16 protein-coding genes and 2 pseudogenes are annotated in these 17,020 nt (G+C 64.4%); 2 read left to right on the plus strand and 16 right to left on the minus strand.

The features are described from left to right. Positions 1-58: 58 nt before the first annotated feature. From ACTHL0_RS25520 to mltG, 5 genes and pseudogenes are all read right to left on the minus strand, one after another. A pseudogene (locus ACTHL0_RS25520) lies at positions 59-526 on the minus strand (TatD family hydrolase); the annotation flags it as partial. Positions 527-587: 61 nt separating this feature from the next. Beyond that, positions 588-1,121 carry an N-acetyltransferase family protein gene (locus ACTHL0_RS25525; protein ID WP_440569859.1) on the minus strand — a complete coding sequence of 178 codons (534 nt, stop codon included), beginning with the start codon at positions 1,119-1,121 and terminating at the stop codon, positions 588-590. Positions 1,122-1,194: 73 nt separating this feature from the next. Next, on the minus strand, positions 1,195-2,226 hold the full coding sequence (locus tag ACTHL0_RS25530) for a DNA polymerase III subunit delta' (RefSeq protein WP_440569860.1): 1,032 nt from the start codon (positions 2,224-2,226) through the stop codon (positions 1,195-1,197). Between the two features lie 60 nt (positions 2,227-2,286). Then, complete coding sequence (tmk, locus tag ACTHL0_RS25535; RefSeq protein WP_440569861.1) at positions 2,287-2,907, minus strand: dTMP kinase; 621 nt, start codon at positions 2,905-2,907, stop codon at positions 2,287-2,289. Further along, complete coding sequence (mltG, locus tag ACTHL0_RS25540) at positions 2,908-3,924, minus strand: endolytic transglycosylase MltG (protein ID WP_440569862.1); 1,017 nt, start codon at positions 3,922-3,924, stop codon at positions 2,908-2,910. Between the two features lie 77 nt (positions 3,925-4,001). Here mltG and ygfZ point away from each other — a divergent pair, with 77 nt between their 5' ends. Together ygfZ and ACTHL0_RS25550 are read left to right on the plus strand one after the other, a co-directional pair. Next, positions 4,002-5,048, plus strand: coding sequence for a CAF17-like 4Fe-4S cluster assembly/insertion protein YgfZ (gene ygfZ, locus ACTHL0_RS25545; RefSeq protein ID WP_440569863.1), 1,047 nt, complete (start codon positions 4,002-4,004; stop codon positions 5,046-5,048). Between the two features lie 136 nt (positions 5,049-5,184). Beyond that, the gene (locus tag ACTHL0_RS25550) at positions 5,185-6,039 is read left to right on the plus strand and encodes an NRDE family protein (protein WP_440569864.1); all 855 of its coding nucleotides are present in this window, start codon (positions 5,185-5,187) and stop codon (positions 6,037-6,039) included. Here ACTHL0_RS25550 and ACTHL0_RS25555 read toward each other — a convergent pair. The 11 genes and pseudogenes from ACTHL0_RS25555 to ACTHL0_RS25605 all read right to left on the minus strand — a co-directional run. Beyond that, a complete protein-coding gene (locus ACTHL0_RS25555; RefSeq protein ID WP_440569865.1) occupies positions 5,961-6,416 on the minus strand; it encodes a GNAT family N-acetyltransferase in 456 nt (151 codons plus the stop codon). The two genes, ACTHL0_RS25550 and ACTHL0_RS25555, sit on opposite strands and share 79 nt — an antisense overlap. An 89-nt stretch (positions 6,417-6,505) precedes the next feature. Beyond that, positions 6,506-7,366: an SDR family oxidoreductase gene (locus tag ACTHL0_RS25560; RefSeq protein ID WP_440569866.1), complete on the minus strand. Its 861-nt coding sequence runs from the start codon at positions 7,364-7,366 to the stop codon at positions 6,506-6,508. A 158-nt stretch (positions 7,367-7,524) separates the two neighbouring features. Further along, positions 7,525-8,523, minus strand: coding sequence for an NADP-dependent oxidoreductase (locus ACTHL0_RS25565; RefSeq protein WP_440569867.1), 999 nt, complete (start codon positions 8,521-8,523; stop codon positions 7,525-7,527). A gap of 66 nt (positions 8,524-8,589) precedes the next feature. Beyond that, positions 8,590-9,099, minus strand: a complete 510-nt coding sequence (locus ACTHL0_RS25570) for a PaaI family thioesterase (protein WP_440569868.1) — start codon at positions 9,097-9,099, stop codon at positions 8,590-8,592. A gap of 64 nt (positions 9,100-9,163) precedes the next feature. After that, the gene (locus tag ACTHL0_RS25575; RefSeq protein WP_440569869.1) at positions 9,164-9,466 is read right to left on the minus strand and encodes a Dabb family protein; all 303 of its coding nucleotides are present in this window, start codon (positions 9,464-9,466) and stop codon (positions 9,164-9,166) included. Positions 9,467-9,581: 115 nt separating this feature from the next. Continuing rightward, positions 9,582-11,036: an efflux transporter outer membrane subunit gene (locus ACTHL0_RS25580; protein WP_440569870.1), complete on the minus strand. Its 1,455-nt coding sequence runs from the start codon at positions 11,034-11,036 to the stop codon at positions 9,582-9,584. A 15-nt stretch (positions 11,037-11,051) separates the two neighbouring features. Next, the gene (locus tag ACTHL0_RS25585) at positions 11,052-13,025 is read right to left on the minus strand and encodes a MacB family efflux pump subunit (RefSeq protein ID WP_440569871.1); all 1,974 of its coding nucleotides are present in this window, start codon (positions 13,023-13,025) and stop codon (positions 11,052-11,054) included. A gap of 3 nt (positions 13,026-13,028) precedes the next feature. Then, positions 13,029-14,267, minus strand: coding sequence for an efflux RND transporter periplasmic adaptor subunit (locus ACTHL0_RS25590; protein WP_440569873.1), 1,239 nt, complete (start codon positions 14,265-14,267; stop codon positions 13,029-13,031). Positions 14,268-14,635: 368 nt separating this feature from the next. Then, positions 14,636-15,268 carry a bifunctional nicotinamidase/pyrazinamidase gene (pncA, locus tag ACTHL0_RS25595; RefSeq protein WP_440569872.1) on the minus strand — a complete coding sequence of 211 codons (633 nt, stop codon included), beginning with the start codon at positions 15,266-15,268 and terminating at the stop codon, positions 14,636-14,638. Positions 15,269-15,316: 48 nt separating this feature from the next. Beyond that, positions 15,317-16,663 (minus strand): annotated as a pseudogene (locus ACTHL0_RS25600) (3-hydroxyacyl-CoA dehydrogenase NAD-binding domain-containing protein); the annotation flags it as partial. Between the two features lie 184 nt (positions 16,664-16,847). Beyond that, positions 16,848-17,020, minus strand: a 173-nt coding sequence (locus ACTHL0_RS25605; RefSeq protein ID WP_440569874.1) for an AMP-binding enzyme, incomplete at its 5' end; no start/stop codon positions are given.

The raw sequence follows: 17,020 nt of genomic DNA on the forward strand, positions 1-17,020 counted from the left end.
AAATGTAAAAATTCTGGTCGAGCGCGCGTTCCGCCACGGGCCACGGCTCCGTGAATCAGTGCATGACGCCGCCCGGCACATGCGCCTGCTCTTCAGACATGATGCGCAGCGTGTCGTCGCTGGATGCCCGCGTATGAACGATGAGCGGCTTCATCACCGCCTTCGCCGCACGAATATGCGTGCGGAAGCGCTCGCGCTGCCACTCCATGTCCTCGATCGAGCGCCCTTCGAGCCGATAGTAGTCGAGCCCGGTTTCGCCGATCGCGACGACTTTCGGATGCGCCGCCAGTTCGATCAGCTCGGCGACGCTCGGCTCTCTGGCATCCTCGTGGTCCGGATGCACGCCGACCGACGCATAGACGTTCTCGTAGGCGGACGCCACCTCGAGCACGCCCGGCAATGTTTCGAAGTCGACGCTGACGCACAGCGCATGGGTCACATCATGCGAGCGCATATTATCGAGCACCTGCGGCAGGCGCTCCGCCAGACCTTCGAAATTGATATGGCAATGGGAATCGACGAACATCGTATGTCTACACCTTCGTTCAGTGTGGGCTGGCCCAGGCCAGGTGAGCGCGGCGCTGGCCTCAGGCAGACGCTTCGCTCACGCGGCGCCCGAGAATGGCGAGGTCGCGCTCGACGCCATCGAGCACGGCGACGCGCGGCAGTAGCCCCCAGTCGTGGAATCCACAGCGGCGGAACAGCGCTAGGCTGGCCGCGTTGTGCCCAAAAATAAAACCTACCAGCGTATCGATCCCGAGTGCGGGGCCAGCGTCGAGTGCGAGCTCGACAAGTCGAGTACCGAGCCCGCGGCCGCGTGCGCTTTCATCGACATAGATGCTGATCTCGGCCGTGCGCGAATAGGCCGGGCGCCCGTAGAAACCCGACAAGCTCAGCCATGCGGCCAGGCGCTTACCGCTCGCCGCCGCAGCCTCCTCGTCGTTCTCGACCACCCACAGCGGCCACGTACCTGGCCCATGCTCGTGAAACCACGGCAGGCGGCTTTCGACCGTGACGGGCGTCAGATCGGCCGTCACCTCGCGGGAAGGGATCGTGGAATTGTAGATGGCGACGATCTCCGGCAAATCGTCGAGTGTCGCGTCGCGATAGCTAACGTGCATGGTGTCAGGTCTGGTGATGGGGTTCGGTTGGTGGGAACGTTGCGTATCGGGCTGGATCGAGGGAAGGCGTCGTTCAGACGAACAAATCCCGATACCCGAGAAACAGCGCCTCGAACACGAGCCGTGCGTTCAGCGGATGGTTTTCGACCGCCCGCTCCCGCGTCACTGTCTTCATGAAGCGTGCGAATGCATTGGCGTCGATGCGCGCGGCGCAACGCGCCAACTCGCGCTGCGCGCCCGGAAAATACCGCGGCCGCTGCGCCGAGCGCTCGGCCAGGAGATCGTAAAGCCAACGCTGTAGCCAGCCGAGCACGACGGGCACCGGCAGTTTCTGCAAGGTCTCCGCGCACGCAAACGCGTCGCATTCGGGGCCTGCGGCCAACTGTTTCAATGCGAAATCGCGCAAGGCGCGGTTGTCGTCGGCGGCCAGCGCCAAGGCGCCGAGCGGCGCCCCGCCGGCCTCGGCCAGCAGCGCACTCGCATCGGATACACCTTGCTCCGCCAGCCACTCGCGCGCCTGCTCGGGTGACGGTGTCGACATCGGCCATTGCCGGCAGCGGCTGATGATCGTCGGCAGCAAGCGATCGACCCGGGCGGAGACGAGCAGGAACACGACCCCGGCTGGCGGTTCTTCGAGCGTTTTGAGCAGCGCATTCGCGGAGGCCGCGTTGAGCGTGTCTGCGGGGTAGACGAGCACGACGCGCGCGCCGCCGCGATGGGCGCCGACGCCGCAGAAATCGAGCAGTGCGCGCACCTGCTCGATCTTGATTTCCTTGCTCAGCGTGCGTGTTTTCTTGCCCTCTTCGCCGTCGGGTTTCTCGTCGGCACCGGCTGCCGAGCCACCGGCTGCCTCGCCGGCCAGCGCCTCGGGGAGCACGGCCCGGTAGTCGGGGTGATTGCCCTGGACGAACCAATTGCAGGCGGCACACTGCCCGCACGGCTCGCCGTTCGCCGCTGGCGCCTCGCACAACATGCCCTGCGCCAGATGTTGCGCGAAACGCAACTTGCCGATTCCGGCCTGACCGTACAGCAACAGGGCGTGCGGCCACTGCGCGCGCAGGCGCTGCAGGCGGTTCCAGTCGTCATGCTGCCACGGGTAGATCATCGTCGAGCCTTCGTGCAAGGAGATACGTTCGCTTCGCGTTTTGCGTGAATCGGTATTCGCTCAGAGCGTGTCGATGACATCGCCGAGCGTTTTGCGGATGTGCTCGATACTTTGCGACGCATCGACGATCGCGAAGCGATATGGCGCCTCTTCGGCGCGGCGCAAGTACTCGGCGCGCGTGCGCGCGAAGAACGTATCGGTTTCGCTCTCGAACTTGTCAGGGGAACGCGCGGCGCCGCGACGCTCGCTCGCCGTTTCGGGGGGCAAGTCGAACAAGACGGTCAGGTCTGGCTGGAAGCCGCCTTGAACCCAGCGTTCGAGCGTTTCGAGCTTGTCGCGCGGCAGACCGCGGCCGCCGCCCTGGTACGCGAAGGTGGCATCGGTAAAGCGGTCGGAGATGACCCAGTCGCCGCGCGCAAGCGCAGGCTCGATCACCACCGCAAGATGTTCGCGGCGTGCAGCGAACATCAGCAGCGCTTCGGTTTCGAGATCCATGCGTTCATGCAGCAGCAATTCCCGCAACGCTTCGCCCAGCGGCGTGCCGCCGGGCTCGCGCGTCGAGACGACGGTGCGGCCGGCCGCCGCGACTTTCTCTTCGACGCGTTCGCGGAACCAGGACAAATGCGTTGTCTTGCCCGCTCCGTCGATGCCTTCGAACGTAATGAACTTGCCACGCGCCATTTATTCCTGTCCTCGGATGTATTTATCGACGGCACGGTTGTGATCGCCGAGCGTATCTGAAAACGCGCTGCTGCCGTCGCCGCGCGACACGAAGTACAACGCGCTCGTGGCCGCCGGGTTCAGTGCCGCTTGCAGCGAAGCTGCGCCCGGCAGCGCAATCGGGCCAGGCGGCAAACCACGGCGCGTATAGGTGTTGTACGGCGTATCTTGCTGCAAATCCCGCTTGCGCAGGTGGCCGTCGTAGCTTTCGCCGAGGCCGTAGATCACGGACGGGTCGGTCTGCAGCGGCATGCCGATGCGCAGACGATTCGCGAACACGGCCGACACGAGCGGGCGATCGCTCGCCTTGCCCGTTTCCTTTTCGATCAGCGACGCGGCGGTCAGCGCTTCATAGGGCGTGCGATACGGCAGGCCCGGTGCGCGGGCCGTCCAGGCCGCGGTCAAGCGCTTTTGCATCTGCCGGTAGGCGCGCCGATAGACGTCCACGTCGCTTGTCCCCTTGTCGAACAAGTACGTATCGGGGAAGAACAACCCTTCCGCGTTGGCCGCTTGCGAATCGCTCGCGCCGATGGCGGCCAGCAGTTCGGCATCGCTCATCCCGGCCGTATCGTGCCGCACGGCGGGGTTGGCGTCGAGTTCCGCCCGCATCCGCTTGAACGTCCAGCCTTCGATGATCGTCGCCACCGATTCGTTGACATCGCCCAAAGCGAGCTTTTGCAGCACTTCGTAGGGGGTGACCCCGGTCTTGAACTCGTAGTTGCCCGATTTGAGGCGGCTTTGAAGGCCCAGCAGACGCGTCATCAGGACGAACAGGTTCGGTTCGACGGGCACGCCGCCGCGGTCGAGCTGCGCCGTGACGCCGCGCACCGTGCTACGCGGTGTAATCGTCACATCGACGGTCGCCGCGGACAGCGCGAGCGGACGTGTGGCCCAGTAATAGCCGCCTACGGCGGCAGCGAGGGTAAGCAAAACGGCGACGGCTACCCCAAAGGCAAGGCATTTCTTCAGCAGGGACATGAAAACAAGGCTCGGAAGGACCCCATATAATACTTGTTCGCCTTAGCCGAAGTCAGGATTGACTAGTCACGAATTCCATGAACGAACAGAAAGCCTCCGTCTCCTCTGCCGCGGCGCCGTCCCCCACGGTGTCGCCCCCCGCTGCCGCCGAGTTCGATGCGGCCCTTGCGCACGGTGCTTTCATGCCGCTCGACCAGTTCGGCGTGATCGAAGCGGCCGGTGACGACGCCGCTGGCTTTCTGCACGGCCAACTGACGAACGACGTCCAGCATCTGGATGCGGCGAGCGCGCGGCTCGCCGGTTACTGCTCGCCCAAAGGGCGCCTGCTTGCGTCGATGTTGACGTGGCGTTCGGCGGACACGATCCGTCTGCTCGTATCGAAGGAACTCACCGCGCCCGTACTGAAGCGGCTCTCGATGTTCGTTCTGCGCGCGAAAGCAAAGCTGCTCGATGCGACCGATTCGGTTGCCGTCGTCGGGTTCGCGGGCGATGTGCGCGCGCCGCTCGCGAAACTGTTCGACGCCCTGCCCGACGGGGTGCACGTTCATGTGGCCGGGCCCGCCGGTTCGCTCATTCGTGTGCCCGACTCCGCGGGGCGGCCGCGCTATCTGTGGATCGGGCCCAAGGCGCTCGTGCAGGAGCGCCTGGCCGCGCTCGAAGGGGAACTGACTCGCGTATCGCCCGCCGTGTGGGACTGGCTGGACGTTCACGCCGGCGAGCCGCGTGTCACAGCGGGTGTACTGGAGCAGTTTGTGCCGCAGATGATCAACTTCGACGTGATCGGCGGCATCAACTTCCGTAAGGGGTGCTATCCGGGGCAGGAAATCGTGGCGCGGAGCCAGTATCGCGGGACGATCAAGCGGCGCATGGCGCTGGCGCACGTCGCGATCGACTCAACCGGGAATGCAGTGCATCCCGGTGTCGAACTCTTCCACTCGGACGATCCGAGCCAGCCTTGCGGGATGGTGGTGAACGCCGCGCCGGAAGCCAAGGGCGGCGTGGACTTGCTGGCCGAAATCAAGCTGGCCGCGCTTGAAAACGGAACGGTTCATCTGGGCGCGGCCGATGGCCCGCTGCTCGAGTTTCTGCCGCTGCCGTATGCGTTGCCGAGCGAGGCGACCTAGGTCACTATTCGCCGCACCACCCGCCGCGTCGTCACTACGCCAGTGAGTGCGAGCGCGAAGCTGAGTGCGAACAGGGTGCCGGTTACAATCGCGAATGGTTCGGGCCGCCTTCTTGCCGATCATTCAAAAAACGTCCATGTGCCTGATCGTCTTCGACTGGCGGCCTGAGGCCGCGACCGGTTCTCTGCTTACGCTCGCCGCCAACCGAGATGAATACTTCGCGCGTGCGACAGCACCGCTCGATTGGTGGGTGGATGCCCCCGACGTGCTCGCCGGGCGCGATCTCGTGGGCGCGGGCACTTGGCTCGGCCTCTCGCGTGACGGACGCTTTGCCGCGCTCACGAATCATCGCGATCCCTCGGCGTTTCGCGCCGATGCCCCCACGCGCGGCTCCCTGGTCGCCGATTATCTGTCGGGGCCCGTCGTTGCGCCGCTCGACTATTTGAGCCGCGTCGCTCAGCGAGGCGCTGACTACAACGGCTTTAATCTGATCGTCGGCGACCTCTCCCAGCGCGAACTCGGCTGGTACTGCAATCGCGCCGATACCCCGCCGTGTCTGTTACCCCCGGGAGTCCACGGAATCTCGAACGCCGTGCTCGATACACCATGGCCGAAGCTCGTGCGCAAGCGATCGGAGATCGGTGCATGGGTGGCGCGCGAAAATGCACCCACCCTTGATGCCTTGATTGAACTGATGCGCGACCCGCGCGTTGCGCCCGACGACGAACTGCCTTCCACGGGAATCGAACTCGACCGCGAGAGGGCGTTATCGGCCGCTTTCATTGAAACGCCCCATTACGGCACACGCGGCACGACGGCATTGCGTGTCGAGACGACTGGCGCGGGGCTCGTCGTCGAAATCGCGGAACGCAGCGACGATGATGGCTCGCACCATATTGTGCGTCCGGGCGGCTATGAGCGCCGGTTCGTCTTCGACGTCTCGACATCCAATCGGCGCGACATTTCGACGTGCTCGACACCGGCCTCGTAGAACGGTTCTCCGACCACCGAGAAGGCATGCCGAAGATAAAACGGCACGGCATCGCGTTGGGCATAAAGCCACACGCAACGATCGCCGCGTCGCTCCGCATGCGCGATCAGCGCGTGCAGTATCAATGATCCGATGCCCACACCGCGAGCGTCAGCCAGCACTGCCAAGCGGCCGATCGCACCGTCCGGCAGCAAACGCGCCGCCGCAACCGCATCACCGCCCCGATATGCCACTACATGTACGGCAACAAGATCGGCTTCATCCGAGACGAGTGGCGCGTCGATTCCCAATTCGCGGACGAATACCGTCTCGCGCACGCGCGCCGCATCCGTGCCCAACCCCTGCCAGGTGCCTGATTCGACGGTAATGTCATGCATCGCCACCCTCCCGCATTTCGATTGAACCGGCCCGCTCCGATAGCGGACGCTGGACATGCGGCGCCTGATGAGCCGTTAACGATCGAATGTCAGCGATCGGCTTGCGCCGGCACGGAGGGATCGCTCGGTGCGCGCATTTGCTCGATATCTTCGTGGCGTACCCGGACGCTCGGCAAGATGGCCGGATGGGTCACGATGTAAAACCGATCGTGGCGTACGGCGTCGAACGTTGCTTCGGCGATATCGGCCGCGGTGAGTTGCCCCGAACGGACGGCCTTACGCAACTCCCTGCCAGCCAGCAATTGCGATGCCGATGGACGCGCCTCGTTGCGCCACCGTACGGGACGCGCTCGCTCGGCTTCTGCAATTCCTGTCGGCACGAACGCCGGACATAAAAGCGAGCACCGCACGGGCCCACCCACGCGACGAAGGTCGTGATAGAGCGTTTCGGTCAGCGTGACGACAGCATGCTTCGACGCGTTATACACGCCCATTCCAGGCGGTGAAATCAGCCCGGCGACCGAGGCCGTATTCACGATGTGCGCGGGCTCGCCCTGCCGCAGCATGATCGGCGTGAAGACGCGCACGCCGTGGGCAACGCCCATCACGTTGACGCCGAACACCCAGGACCAGTCGTTCGCGCTCATCTCCCAGACAAACCCGCTGGCCCCTACGCCGGCGTTGTTGAACAGCAGATGCACTTTGCCGTACGCATCAAGCGTGCGCTGCGCGAGTGCTTCGACAGCGGCACCCTCCGATACGTCGGTCGGCACGCCGATCGCATCCGCACCCGCGGAGGTCAGCGTTTCGACGACATCGGTCAACGCATCGCCGTCGATATCGGCCAATACAAGCTTCATGCCCAGTTCGGCGCCCTTTTGCGCGAACGCGCGGCCGAACCCACTGGCAGCACCGGTGATGACGGCAACTTTGCCGTCGAATTGTTCCATGCGTCCTCCCTATCCGAGGTGGTGGCGATCGCTCCGCGACGCCGCGGGCGAGCGCGACGCCACCCGAGTCAGCCGAGTCAACCGAGTCAACCGAGTCAACCGAGTCAACCGAGTCAACCGAGTCAACCGAGTCAACCGAGTCAACCGAGTCAACCGGCTTAACTGATCTTGACGAGCTGCTTGCCGAAGTTCTTGCCTTGCAGCAATCCCATGAGTGCATCGGGCGCGTGTTCGAGGCCGTCTACCACGCTCTCGCGATAGTGCAGCTTTTGACTCGCGACAAGCGTGGCGAGCGTGCCGAGCGCTTCCGGCCAGAACTCGAGATGCTCGCTGACAATGAAGCCTTGCACGAGCAACCGCATCGTCAAGATGATCTGCGGCTGCTTGAGCGGCACTGGTTGCCCGTCGTAGCCCGCGATCATGCCGCACAGCGCGATGCGGCCGAACGGGTTCATCCGCGACAGCGTCGCATCGAGAACTTCCCCGCCGACGTTCTCGAAATATCCGTCGACGCCGTCCGGCGTCGCAGCCTGCAGATCACGATACAAGTTGCCGGCCTTGTAATCGACACAAGCATCGAACCCCAGTGTTTCGACGACATAGCGGCACTTTTCCACGCCGCCCGCGATCCCCACCGCGCGGCAACCCGCCAGTTTGGCCAGTTGGCCGACGACACTGCCCACCGCACCGCTGGCCGCGCTGACGACGACCGTCTGCCCGGCACGCGGGGCGATGATCTTGTTCAGCCCGTACCACGCTGTGACGCCGGGCATCCCGGCTACGCCCAGGTAGGCGGTGAGCGGCACGTGTGTATCGTCGATCTTGCGCACGCCGGCGCCGTCCGATATGCCGTAGTCCTGCCAGCCGAACATTCCCGTCACTTTGTCGCCGACAGCGAAGCTCGCGTGTTTCGATTCGACGATCTCGCCCACCGTCGCCCCGATCATGACATCGCCGAGCGCCAGCGGCTCGGCATACGATTTCGCATCGTTCATGCGGCCGCGCATATACGGGTCGATCGACAAATAGCGGTTTCGGACGCGGACCTGCCCTTCAGCCAGCTCGGCAAGCGGCGCTTCTTCGAGCCGGAAGTTATCGGCCGTGACGGCCCCTTCCGGACGCGAAGCGAGGACGATGCGGCGATTGATTTGGGTCATAGCGATTTCTCTCCGATTCGCGATTGGGCGGGGAAACGGTGACGAGAACGCGCGGCACCCGAGCGATCAGCCGTCGCTGGGACCGGGCTTGGCGCCGGAAGGCGGACGCCTTCTTTGCTCGACGACTTCGCGCCCCACCGCGAGCCGCCGCATGTATTTGAACGTACCGAGCGCCTTCGCGACGAAGTGCCCGCTGTCGTCGCGCACCTCGCCCTCGCAGTAGGCCATCGTGGTCGAACGGTGCAACACACGCCCGAACGCACGCAATTCGCCGCGGCCCGGTTGCATGAAGTTGACCTTCATCTCGACCGTGACCACGCCGACCCCATCCGCCGCCAAGCTGCGCGCCGCGGTAGCCAGCGCGACATCGGCGAGCGTCATCGTCACGCCGCCATGGGCGACCTGCCAGGTGTTCAGCTGCGTGTCGGCCAGCATCAGCGCCACTTCGCTCTCGCCGTTCTCGGCTGAAATCAGTCGTACGCCAAGATGATCGACGAACGGGCTTTCGATCGTGCGTTCGGGTTCACCCGCTTGCGATGGCTGTGCCGACGGCGGCAGTGGTCGATCGGACGTCATACATTCGTGCTCTGTGCTTCGTTCTTCATGCGTACTTCGACGTGCGTCAGGTACATCGCGCGCGTCAGACTTCGTAATCGACGCACTCGCGCGATTCTCGCACGGCAGTGATGAACTGCTTGAGCGCCTGGTGCGTCGGATGCACCTGGTACGCGTCGAGCGCTGCTTTGTCGGCGAAGTCGGACACCAGCACGACGTCGTACGTCGATTCGAGCCCGGGCGCGGCGAGCCCCACTTCCAGGTGCAGGATACCGGGCACAATGTCGCGGCAGCCTTCGAGCCGTTCCTTCAGCTTTACCGCGTTTTCGGCGCGGCTGGCACCCTCGGCCGTTTCCTTCAACTTCCACATGACGATGTGACGAATCACTTGAATCGCTCCTTGATGCATCGATTGCCGGAACTTCGGCGATAGCGACGGATGATACTCTTTTCCTCGCATCCAACCCGCTGCCGAACGGCCAATCCCGCCGCGCTCAATCACGCTACGCCCCGCCGAGCGCGAGAAAAAGGTCGATCCGATTTTCCAGGCGGGCGAGCCGGTTCGTCAGTTGGTGCGCTCGAGCCAATCGCTGCGCGCGCTGCGCATCGAGCCAAGGTGCCGCATCGGTAGCGCCAAGTTCGAAGCGCGCACGGGCCGACGCGGCGGCGAGCCCTGCTTCCTCGAGCGCGCGGGTCCGTTGTTCGGCTTCGGCATCGAGCTGCGTCTTCGCCGCCAGCGCGGTTTCGACATCGGCGAGCGCCGCGTAGAGCTTCTTCAGGAAATCGACCGACGCCTCCTCGAACTCGTTTTCGGACAGCGCAGCCTTCAGCCTGACGGTATGCCATTGGATGAACGGGAGTGCAATCGCCGTGCCGACGGAGGCGATCGGATTTTGCAGCAGGCGGACGAGGCTATCGCTGCGCGTGCCCAGTTCGGCCGTCAATGTGAAATCGGGGTAGATCGCGGCCCGGGTGAAGTCGACGTGGGCCATGCGCGCGCGCAACCGCGATTCCGCTGCGCGCAAGTCCGGCCGCCGCGCCAATACAACGGCCGGCAGTCCCGCGCGAATGTCAGGAACGCGCGTGCCGGATAGTCCTTGCGCTTGCATGCTCCGTTCCTCGGGCAGCCGGTTCAAGAGCAACGCCAACGCGTTGCGCCCCCCTTCCTGCTCGAGCCTCCGTTCTGCTTGCTCCGCTCGCAATGCGGCGAGCTGCTGTCGCGCCCGGGCGGCGTCGACAGGCGTGGCGGCGCCCGCCGCCACCCGGGCTTCCAGCAACGCTGCCGTGCGCTGCGCATCGACGATGGATGCCTCGCCAAGCGCAATCGATTCGTTCAGATAGCCGATGCGCCAGTAAAGTTTGGCCGTCGTGCCGATCAGGAGCAACGCAGCGGCTTCGCGATCCGCTTCGGTAGCCTGCATGCGCCACGCCGCCTCGTCACGCCGCGCCGCCAGTTTCCCCCACAAGTCGAATTCGAACGACAACGCCGCGTTGACGCCGCTCGAACGGCGCAACCGGTCGGTATCGAACGCGCGACCGGCGTCGGCGGCCGCTGTAACCTTGGCCCGCGGGCCCGTTTCCGCGCCAACGAGTCCCGCTTCCAACTGCGCGCGGCGAACGCGGAGCGCGGCAATCGCGAGGTCTGCATTGTTCGCCAACGCCTCTTCCACCAGGGCATTCAGTGCATCATCGCCGAATGCTTGCCACCACGCATCGCCATGCGCTTCGGCCGAATGCACGCCGGCCGTTTCCTGCGCAATAGCTTCGAGAGAGCCGGGCCACGGCAAATCGGGGCTTTCGACGATCGCCTGCTCCGGGGCGGCCATCCATCGGGCCGGAAGCTCCGGAGAAGTCCATGCCGTATGACGCGTCGAAGACGCACAGCCTGTCAGCAATGCGACCGCTATCGCGACGCAAGGCGACGCAGCCGGGAACGGAAAACGGATCGATACGTTCATTCGTGGCCTCTCGTCTCAATCCCGCGCCAGCGCTTCGACCGGATCGAGCCGCGCCGCATTGCGGGCGGGAATAAATCCGAACGCGACGCCTATCACCGTCGAACACGCGACCGCCGATATCAGCGAGCCGGTTGAAAACACCATGCTCCATTGATGGACGAACGCGGAAAACACGAAGCCGGCGCCGAACGACAACGCGATGCCGATCGCCCCGCCCATGAGGCAGACGAGCACGGCTTCGACGAGAAACTGGAGCATCACGTCGCCGCGCCGGGCGCCGACGGCCATCCGGATCCCGATCTCGCGCGTGCGTTCGGTGACGGAAACCAGCATGATGTTCATCACGCCGATCCCGCCGACAACGAGCGAGACCACCGCAATCAGCGAAAGCAGCAGCGTCAGCGTTCGGCCTGTGGAGCGGACCGTCTTGACGATGCTGTCCATGTTGTACGTGAAGAAGTCTTTTCGGCCATGACGACGCGTGAGCAGTTCGACGATGCCGCGTTCGGCGGCCTCCCCCGGCTGCCCCGCCTTGATGCGCACCGTAATGCCGTCGAGCCTGCGGCCGCCGAATAGCCTCGCGCCTGCCGTCGTGTACGGCACCCAGACCGTCAAGTCCGACATGCCGCCGCCCCATCGGGTGTCTTTCTCGGCCGCGATGCCGATGACGATGCATGGCACGTTGCCGACGAAAATTGTCTTCCCGATCGGGTTCGTGTGCACCCCGAACAACTTGCGGCGTGCGTTGGCGTCGAGCACTGCGACCTGTGCGTGGCGGCGCACGGCCTCCGTATCGAACGTCATGCCCTCGGCCAACGTCACGCCGCGCACTTGAAAGAAGTGTTCGCCCACGCCGCTGACCATGGCGCGCACGTCGACATTGCCATGCCGAACCGTGGCCGATCGGTAGACGCCAGGTGTGACGCTATCGACGTACGACTCGCCCGCGAGCGCGTGCGCGTCGGCCGCGACGAGCGTCTTGATTTGATCCGCGTCGCTATCGCCCCAGTCCCGCCCGGGATAGATGTCGATGGTGTTCGTGCCCATCGCGCTGATCTCATCGAGCATGTAGCGCTTCGCACCCTCGCCGACGGCGACGATGGACACCACCGCCATGATGCCGATGACGATGCCGAGCATCGTCAGCAGCGTACGCAGCCGATGCGCCAGCAATGCCGCCCAGGCCGTTGCGAACGACTGTCCCACGCGCGCCCAGGCCCGCGGCAGCCGATGCGACGAGACCGCAGCGGCGCGAGCGGCGACGGGCGGCGCTTGCCCGTCGTCTGCCGGATGGGTGTCCCCTGCGCGGCCCCGATCGTTGAAGATCGCGCCATCGCGCATCTCGACGATGCGCTGTGCATGCGCGGCGACATGTTCGTCGTGTGTGACGAGCACCACCGTCCGCCCGGCCGCGTGCAGTTCGCCGAGGATGCGCATGACCTCGCGCCCGCTTCGACTATCGAGCGCGCCTGTGGGCTCGTCGGCCAGGATGACGTCGGCATCGTTCATCAACGCGCGCGCGATACTCACGCGCTGCTGCTGCCCGCCGGAAAGCTGGTTCGGACGATGTCTTGCCCGGTCGGCCAAGCCGAGCTGCGTAAGCAATGCCTGCGAACGCTCGATACGAGCGTGTCTGGCGACGCCGGCGTAGACAGACGGGACTTGAACGTTGTCGGCCGCGCTCAGATGCGGCAACAAGTGATAGCGCTGAAAGACGAAACCGAATCGCTCACGCCGTAGCCGGGCGAGAGCGTCGGGTGGCAATTCGCCGACATCGACCCCACTCACACGGAAATGCCCCGCGCTCGGACGATCGAGGCAACCGAGCACATTCATCAACGTCGACTTGCCCGAGCCCGACGCGCCCATGATCGCGACGAACTCGCCCGCCTCGATCGTCAGATCGATATCGCGGAGGACTTCGATCTCCTTGTCGCCCGAGCGATAGCGGCGCGAAACGCCTTCGAGCACAAGCAGCGGTTCGCTCATCGCTCACGCCTCCTCGCTTGCCTGGCTCGTAGCGCCTTCGCGTGAGGCTTCACCGACGACGACGCGCTCGCGATCGGGCACCCCTTCGCCGACAATCACACGCTCGCCTTCGCGCAAGGCAGATAGCACTTGGGCTTTGATCTGGTTATTCATGCCCACGCGTACTTGACGCGTATGAACCTTGCCGTCGTCGGCCAGCACCCGCACGGCAAACGTACCATCAGCAGACTTCGCGCCGAGCGCGGATGCCGGCACCACGAGTGTCCCTTTTGCCGTGCCCTGCACGATCGACACTTGGGCGGTCATCGAAATACGAAGGCGATGCCCCGGATTGGGCACTTCGAACAACGCGTTGTAAAACACCGCCGCCCCGCCGCGCGACGGGCTTCCCCCGGACGTCCCGGCACCGGTGCCCGATCCCGACGGCTCGGTGAATTCGGGCGGCGCCGGCTCGATCGCGCGAACCTGGCCTTCGGACTGGGTGTCGGGATCGCCCAGCACCGTGAAATGCACGCGCTGGCCCGGTGCGACGCGCAGCACGTCCGCTTCCGAGACCTGCGCCTTGACGGTCATCGTTTCGAGATCGGCCAGCTTGAGAATGACCGGGGCTTGCTGCTCGGCGATCACCGTTTGACCTTGCCGTGTCACGATGGCGACGACTTCGCCCGACATCGGTGCGAGAATTCGCGTATAGCCCGCGTTGGCTCTCGCTTTGTCGACTTCGATACGGGCGCGCTTCCAGTTGGCTTCGATATCGCCGAGATTGGCGCGCTCGACTTCCCAATCCGCCTGGGCCTGCTCGAATGCATCGCGAGACGTTGCTGCGCGTTCCCAGAGCTGCCGCTCGCGCGCGGCCATGAGCGACGCGCGCCCCAAGCGTGCCAGCGTCGCGCCGCGTTGTGCTCGAAGCGACTGTTCCTGTGCTTCGGCTTGTTTGAGTGCGTGCTCGAGCAACGTCGGATCGATTTCGGCCAGCAGTTGTCCCTGCTCCACCTGATTGCCGAGCTCCACCTTCAACGCCTTGAGCTGCCCCGATACTTGCGCGCCGACATCGACTTGGCGATGCGCATACAGCGTCCCGGCGGCCAGGACGGCATCTTCGAGATCCGCTCGTTCGACGCGCGCGGTGAGATAGGAAGGCGCATCGTTCGCCTTGAAGTGACGGTAGCCGACGATCGTACATACCATCAGCGCGACGACCGCGCCCGAGCCGGCCACGAGCCGGCGATATCGTTGTTTGATCATGCGTTGGTTGGTGCCGCGGCAGGCGGCGGACAGTGTCTCGCCCGCACGCCCGCAATGGCGGGCGACTGACGATGGACGACGGTGAAGTGCACGGCGCCGTGTACTTGGCATGCGCCGCGGATCAAGCGAGGAGGAACTGTAATCGTCTCGAAAATGGCGAGAGACGACGAGGTTGTTACCGAATGTTAATGAGAGACGAGCAAGGACAAGAATCGGCTCTCATGCGGATCCGGCGGGGCCTGATGGCAGCTGACGAGCCGCGATAGGAACTTCGGCGAATGTGAGGAAGAACCCAGTGCGCTGCGGTACCGTTCGCGTCTTGCCGTCGACGCCCTGCGTGCTATCTAGCAGACGCATGCGGGCGCCTATCTGCCGGCCAATACCTGCTCGGCATTCATCCGCACCACGCCCGCCGCATCCAGCTGTTCTCGCGCTCGATCGAGGGAGCCATCAAGATCGATCGCTCTGCACGCGTCCTCGATCACGACGACATCGAAGCCAGCCGCGCGCGCGTCGAGTGCGGACCACGCCACGCAATAGTCGGTCGCCAGCCCGCAGCACCATACCCGCGTCACGCCATGCTCGCGCAAGTAGCCCGTGAGGCCGGTGCCGGTCTGTCGATCGGCTTCCACGAACGCCGAGTAGCTGTCGACCTCGCGCCGGTAGCCCTTGCGGATCACGAGCCGAGCATGGCCGGCCTCGAGCCCCGCATGCAAGGCCGCGCCAGTCGTACCCTGCACGCAATGGACAGGCCACAGCACCTGCTCGCCATAAGGGAGTGTCATCGTTTCGAACGGCTGCCGGCCCGCGTGATGGGCGGCGAACGACAGGTGATCGCGCGGATGCCAGTCCTGCGTCAGCACGACATGCTCGAACTCGGCGGCCAACCGGTTCACGATCGGGACGACTTCGTCACCGTGCGGCACCGCCAGGGTGCCGCCGGGCATGAAATCGTTTTGCACGTCGACCACGAGCAGTACGTTTTGAGAACCCTTCATGTTCGATTGCACCTCGCCTCGCTTCGTCCCGCATTCGCACCGCACCGATTAACTCGAAAACCGCCGCCCAGCCCTTGCGAACTCGACAAGCATCGGCGCGATTTCCCATCCATCGCCGTTCGCCTGCGAAGCATATCGGCGAATGGCTTGCTCCACGCGATCGAGCCCCACTGTATCCGCGTAATACATCGGGCCACCGCGCGCCGCCGGAAAGCCATAGCCGTTCAAATAGACGACGTCGATGTCCGACGACTTCGATGCAATGCCTTCGGCAAGAATTTTCGCGCCTTCGTTGACGAGCGAGTAGACCAGCCGTTCGACGATCTCGTCTTCCGCGATTGTGCGCCGCGTACAGCCGATGCTATCCGAATGAGCGAGGATCATGCCGGTGACGGCACTCGACACGTGCGGCTCGCGCTGACCGCTTTGATAGTCGTACCAGCCGGCGCCCGTCTTTTGGCCGAAGCGGCCGGCTTCGCACAAGCGATCGGCCACGCGTGGGTAATGCAACGCAGGCTGTTCACGATAGCGACGTTTGCGGATTGCCCAGCTGATGTCGTTGCCGGCCAGGTCGCTCATTCTGAACGGCCCCATCGCAAAACCGAAGTGCTCGATCGCACTGTCGATGTGCTGGGGCAACGCGCCCTCCTCCAGCATGAACAGCGCTTGCCGGAAGTACTGCTCGATCATGCGGTTGCCGATGAAGCCGTCGCACACACCGGAGACGACGGCGGTTTTACCGATGGTCGTGGCCATCTGCATGACCGTGGCAAGCACGGCTTTCGAGGTCGCCTCGCCGCGCACGACTTCGAGCAGTTTCATGACGTTCGCCGGGCTGAAAAAGTGCAAACCGACGACATCCGACGGGCGCTTCGTGAATCCGGCGATGCGATTCAAGTCGAGCGTGGAGGTGTTCGACGCGAGGATTGCACCGGGTTTGGCAAACGCGTCGATTTCGCGAAACACCGTCTCTTTCACGCCCATCTCTTCGAATACGGCTTCGATGACGAGGTCTGCATCGGCGATCGCCTCATAGGAAAGCGTCGGCGCAATGCGAGCCAAGCGTGCGTCGCGCTCGGGCTCGGTCAGCTTGCCTTTCTGGATGGTGACGTCGTAGTTGCGCCGAATCGTTGCAAGCCCGCGTTCGAGCGCTTGCGCATTCGTTTCGACGAGCGTGACGGGAATACCTGCGTTGATGAAGTTCATGGCAATGCCACCGCCCATCGTCCCGGCGCCGATGATGGCCACGCGCGCGATCGGACGCGACGGCGTGTCGGCGGGAACGTCTGCGATGTCGCGGGCCGCGCGCTGCGCATCGCGGACATAGGCCAATGCGCGGCTTTCGGGGGTCTGCTGATCTGCCATCGGTGCGCCTCCTCGTCGAGCGGCACGCCCTGCCGCGCTGCGTATCCGGTTATCGATGCCGGCTAGCATACACATGCTCGAACGACCGTGCAGTTTTTGCGTTGACTTGCCAGCGGAATAGCAAGGAGCGAATCGTCTAGCGCACGCGAAGGCAAGAGCGAGAGCAAGAGCAAGAGCAAGAGCAAGAGCGATTGAAATACGATCGCCCCATGCACTACGTCGATGCCGCGCCCGTCAACACATTATCGCTGAACATTTCGAGCAGCCTCAGCTTCAGCAGTTTGCCGGTCGCGGTATGCGGCAGTTCGTCGACGAACACCACATCGTCCGGCACCCACCATTTCGCGACCTTTCCTTCGTAGAACGCCAGCAATTGCTCGCGCGTCA

This window comes from Trinickia sp., assembly GCF_051961175.1.
Taxonomy (GTDB): domain Bacteria; phylum Pseudomonadota; class Gammaproteobacteria; order Burkholderiales; family Burkholderiaceae; genus Trinickia.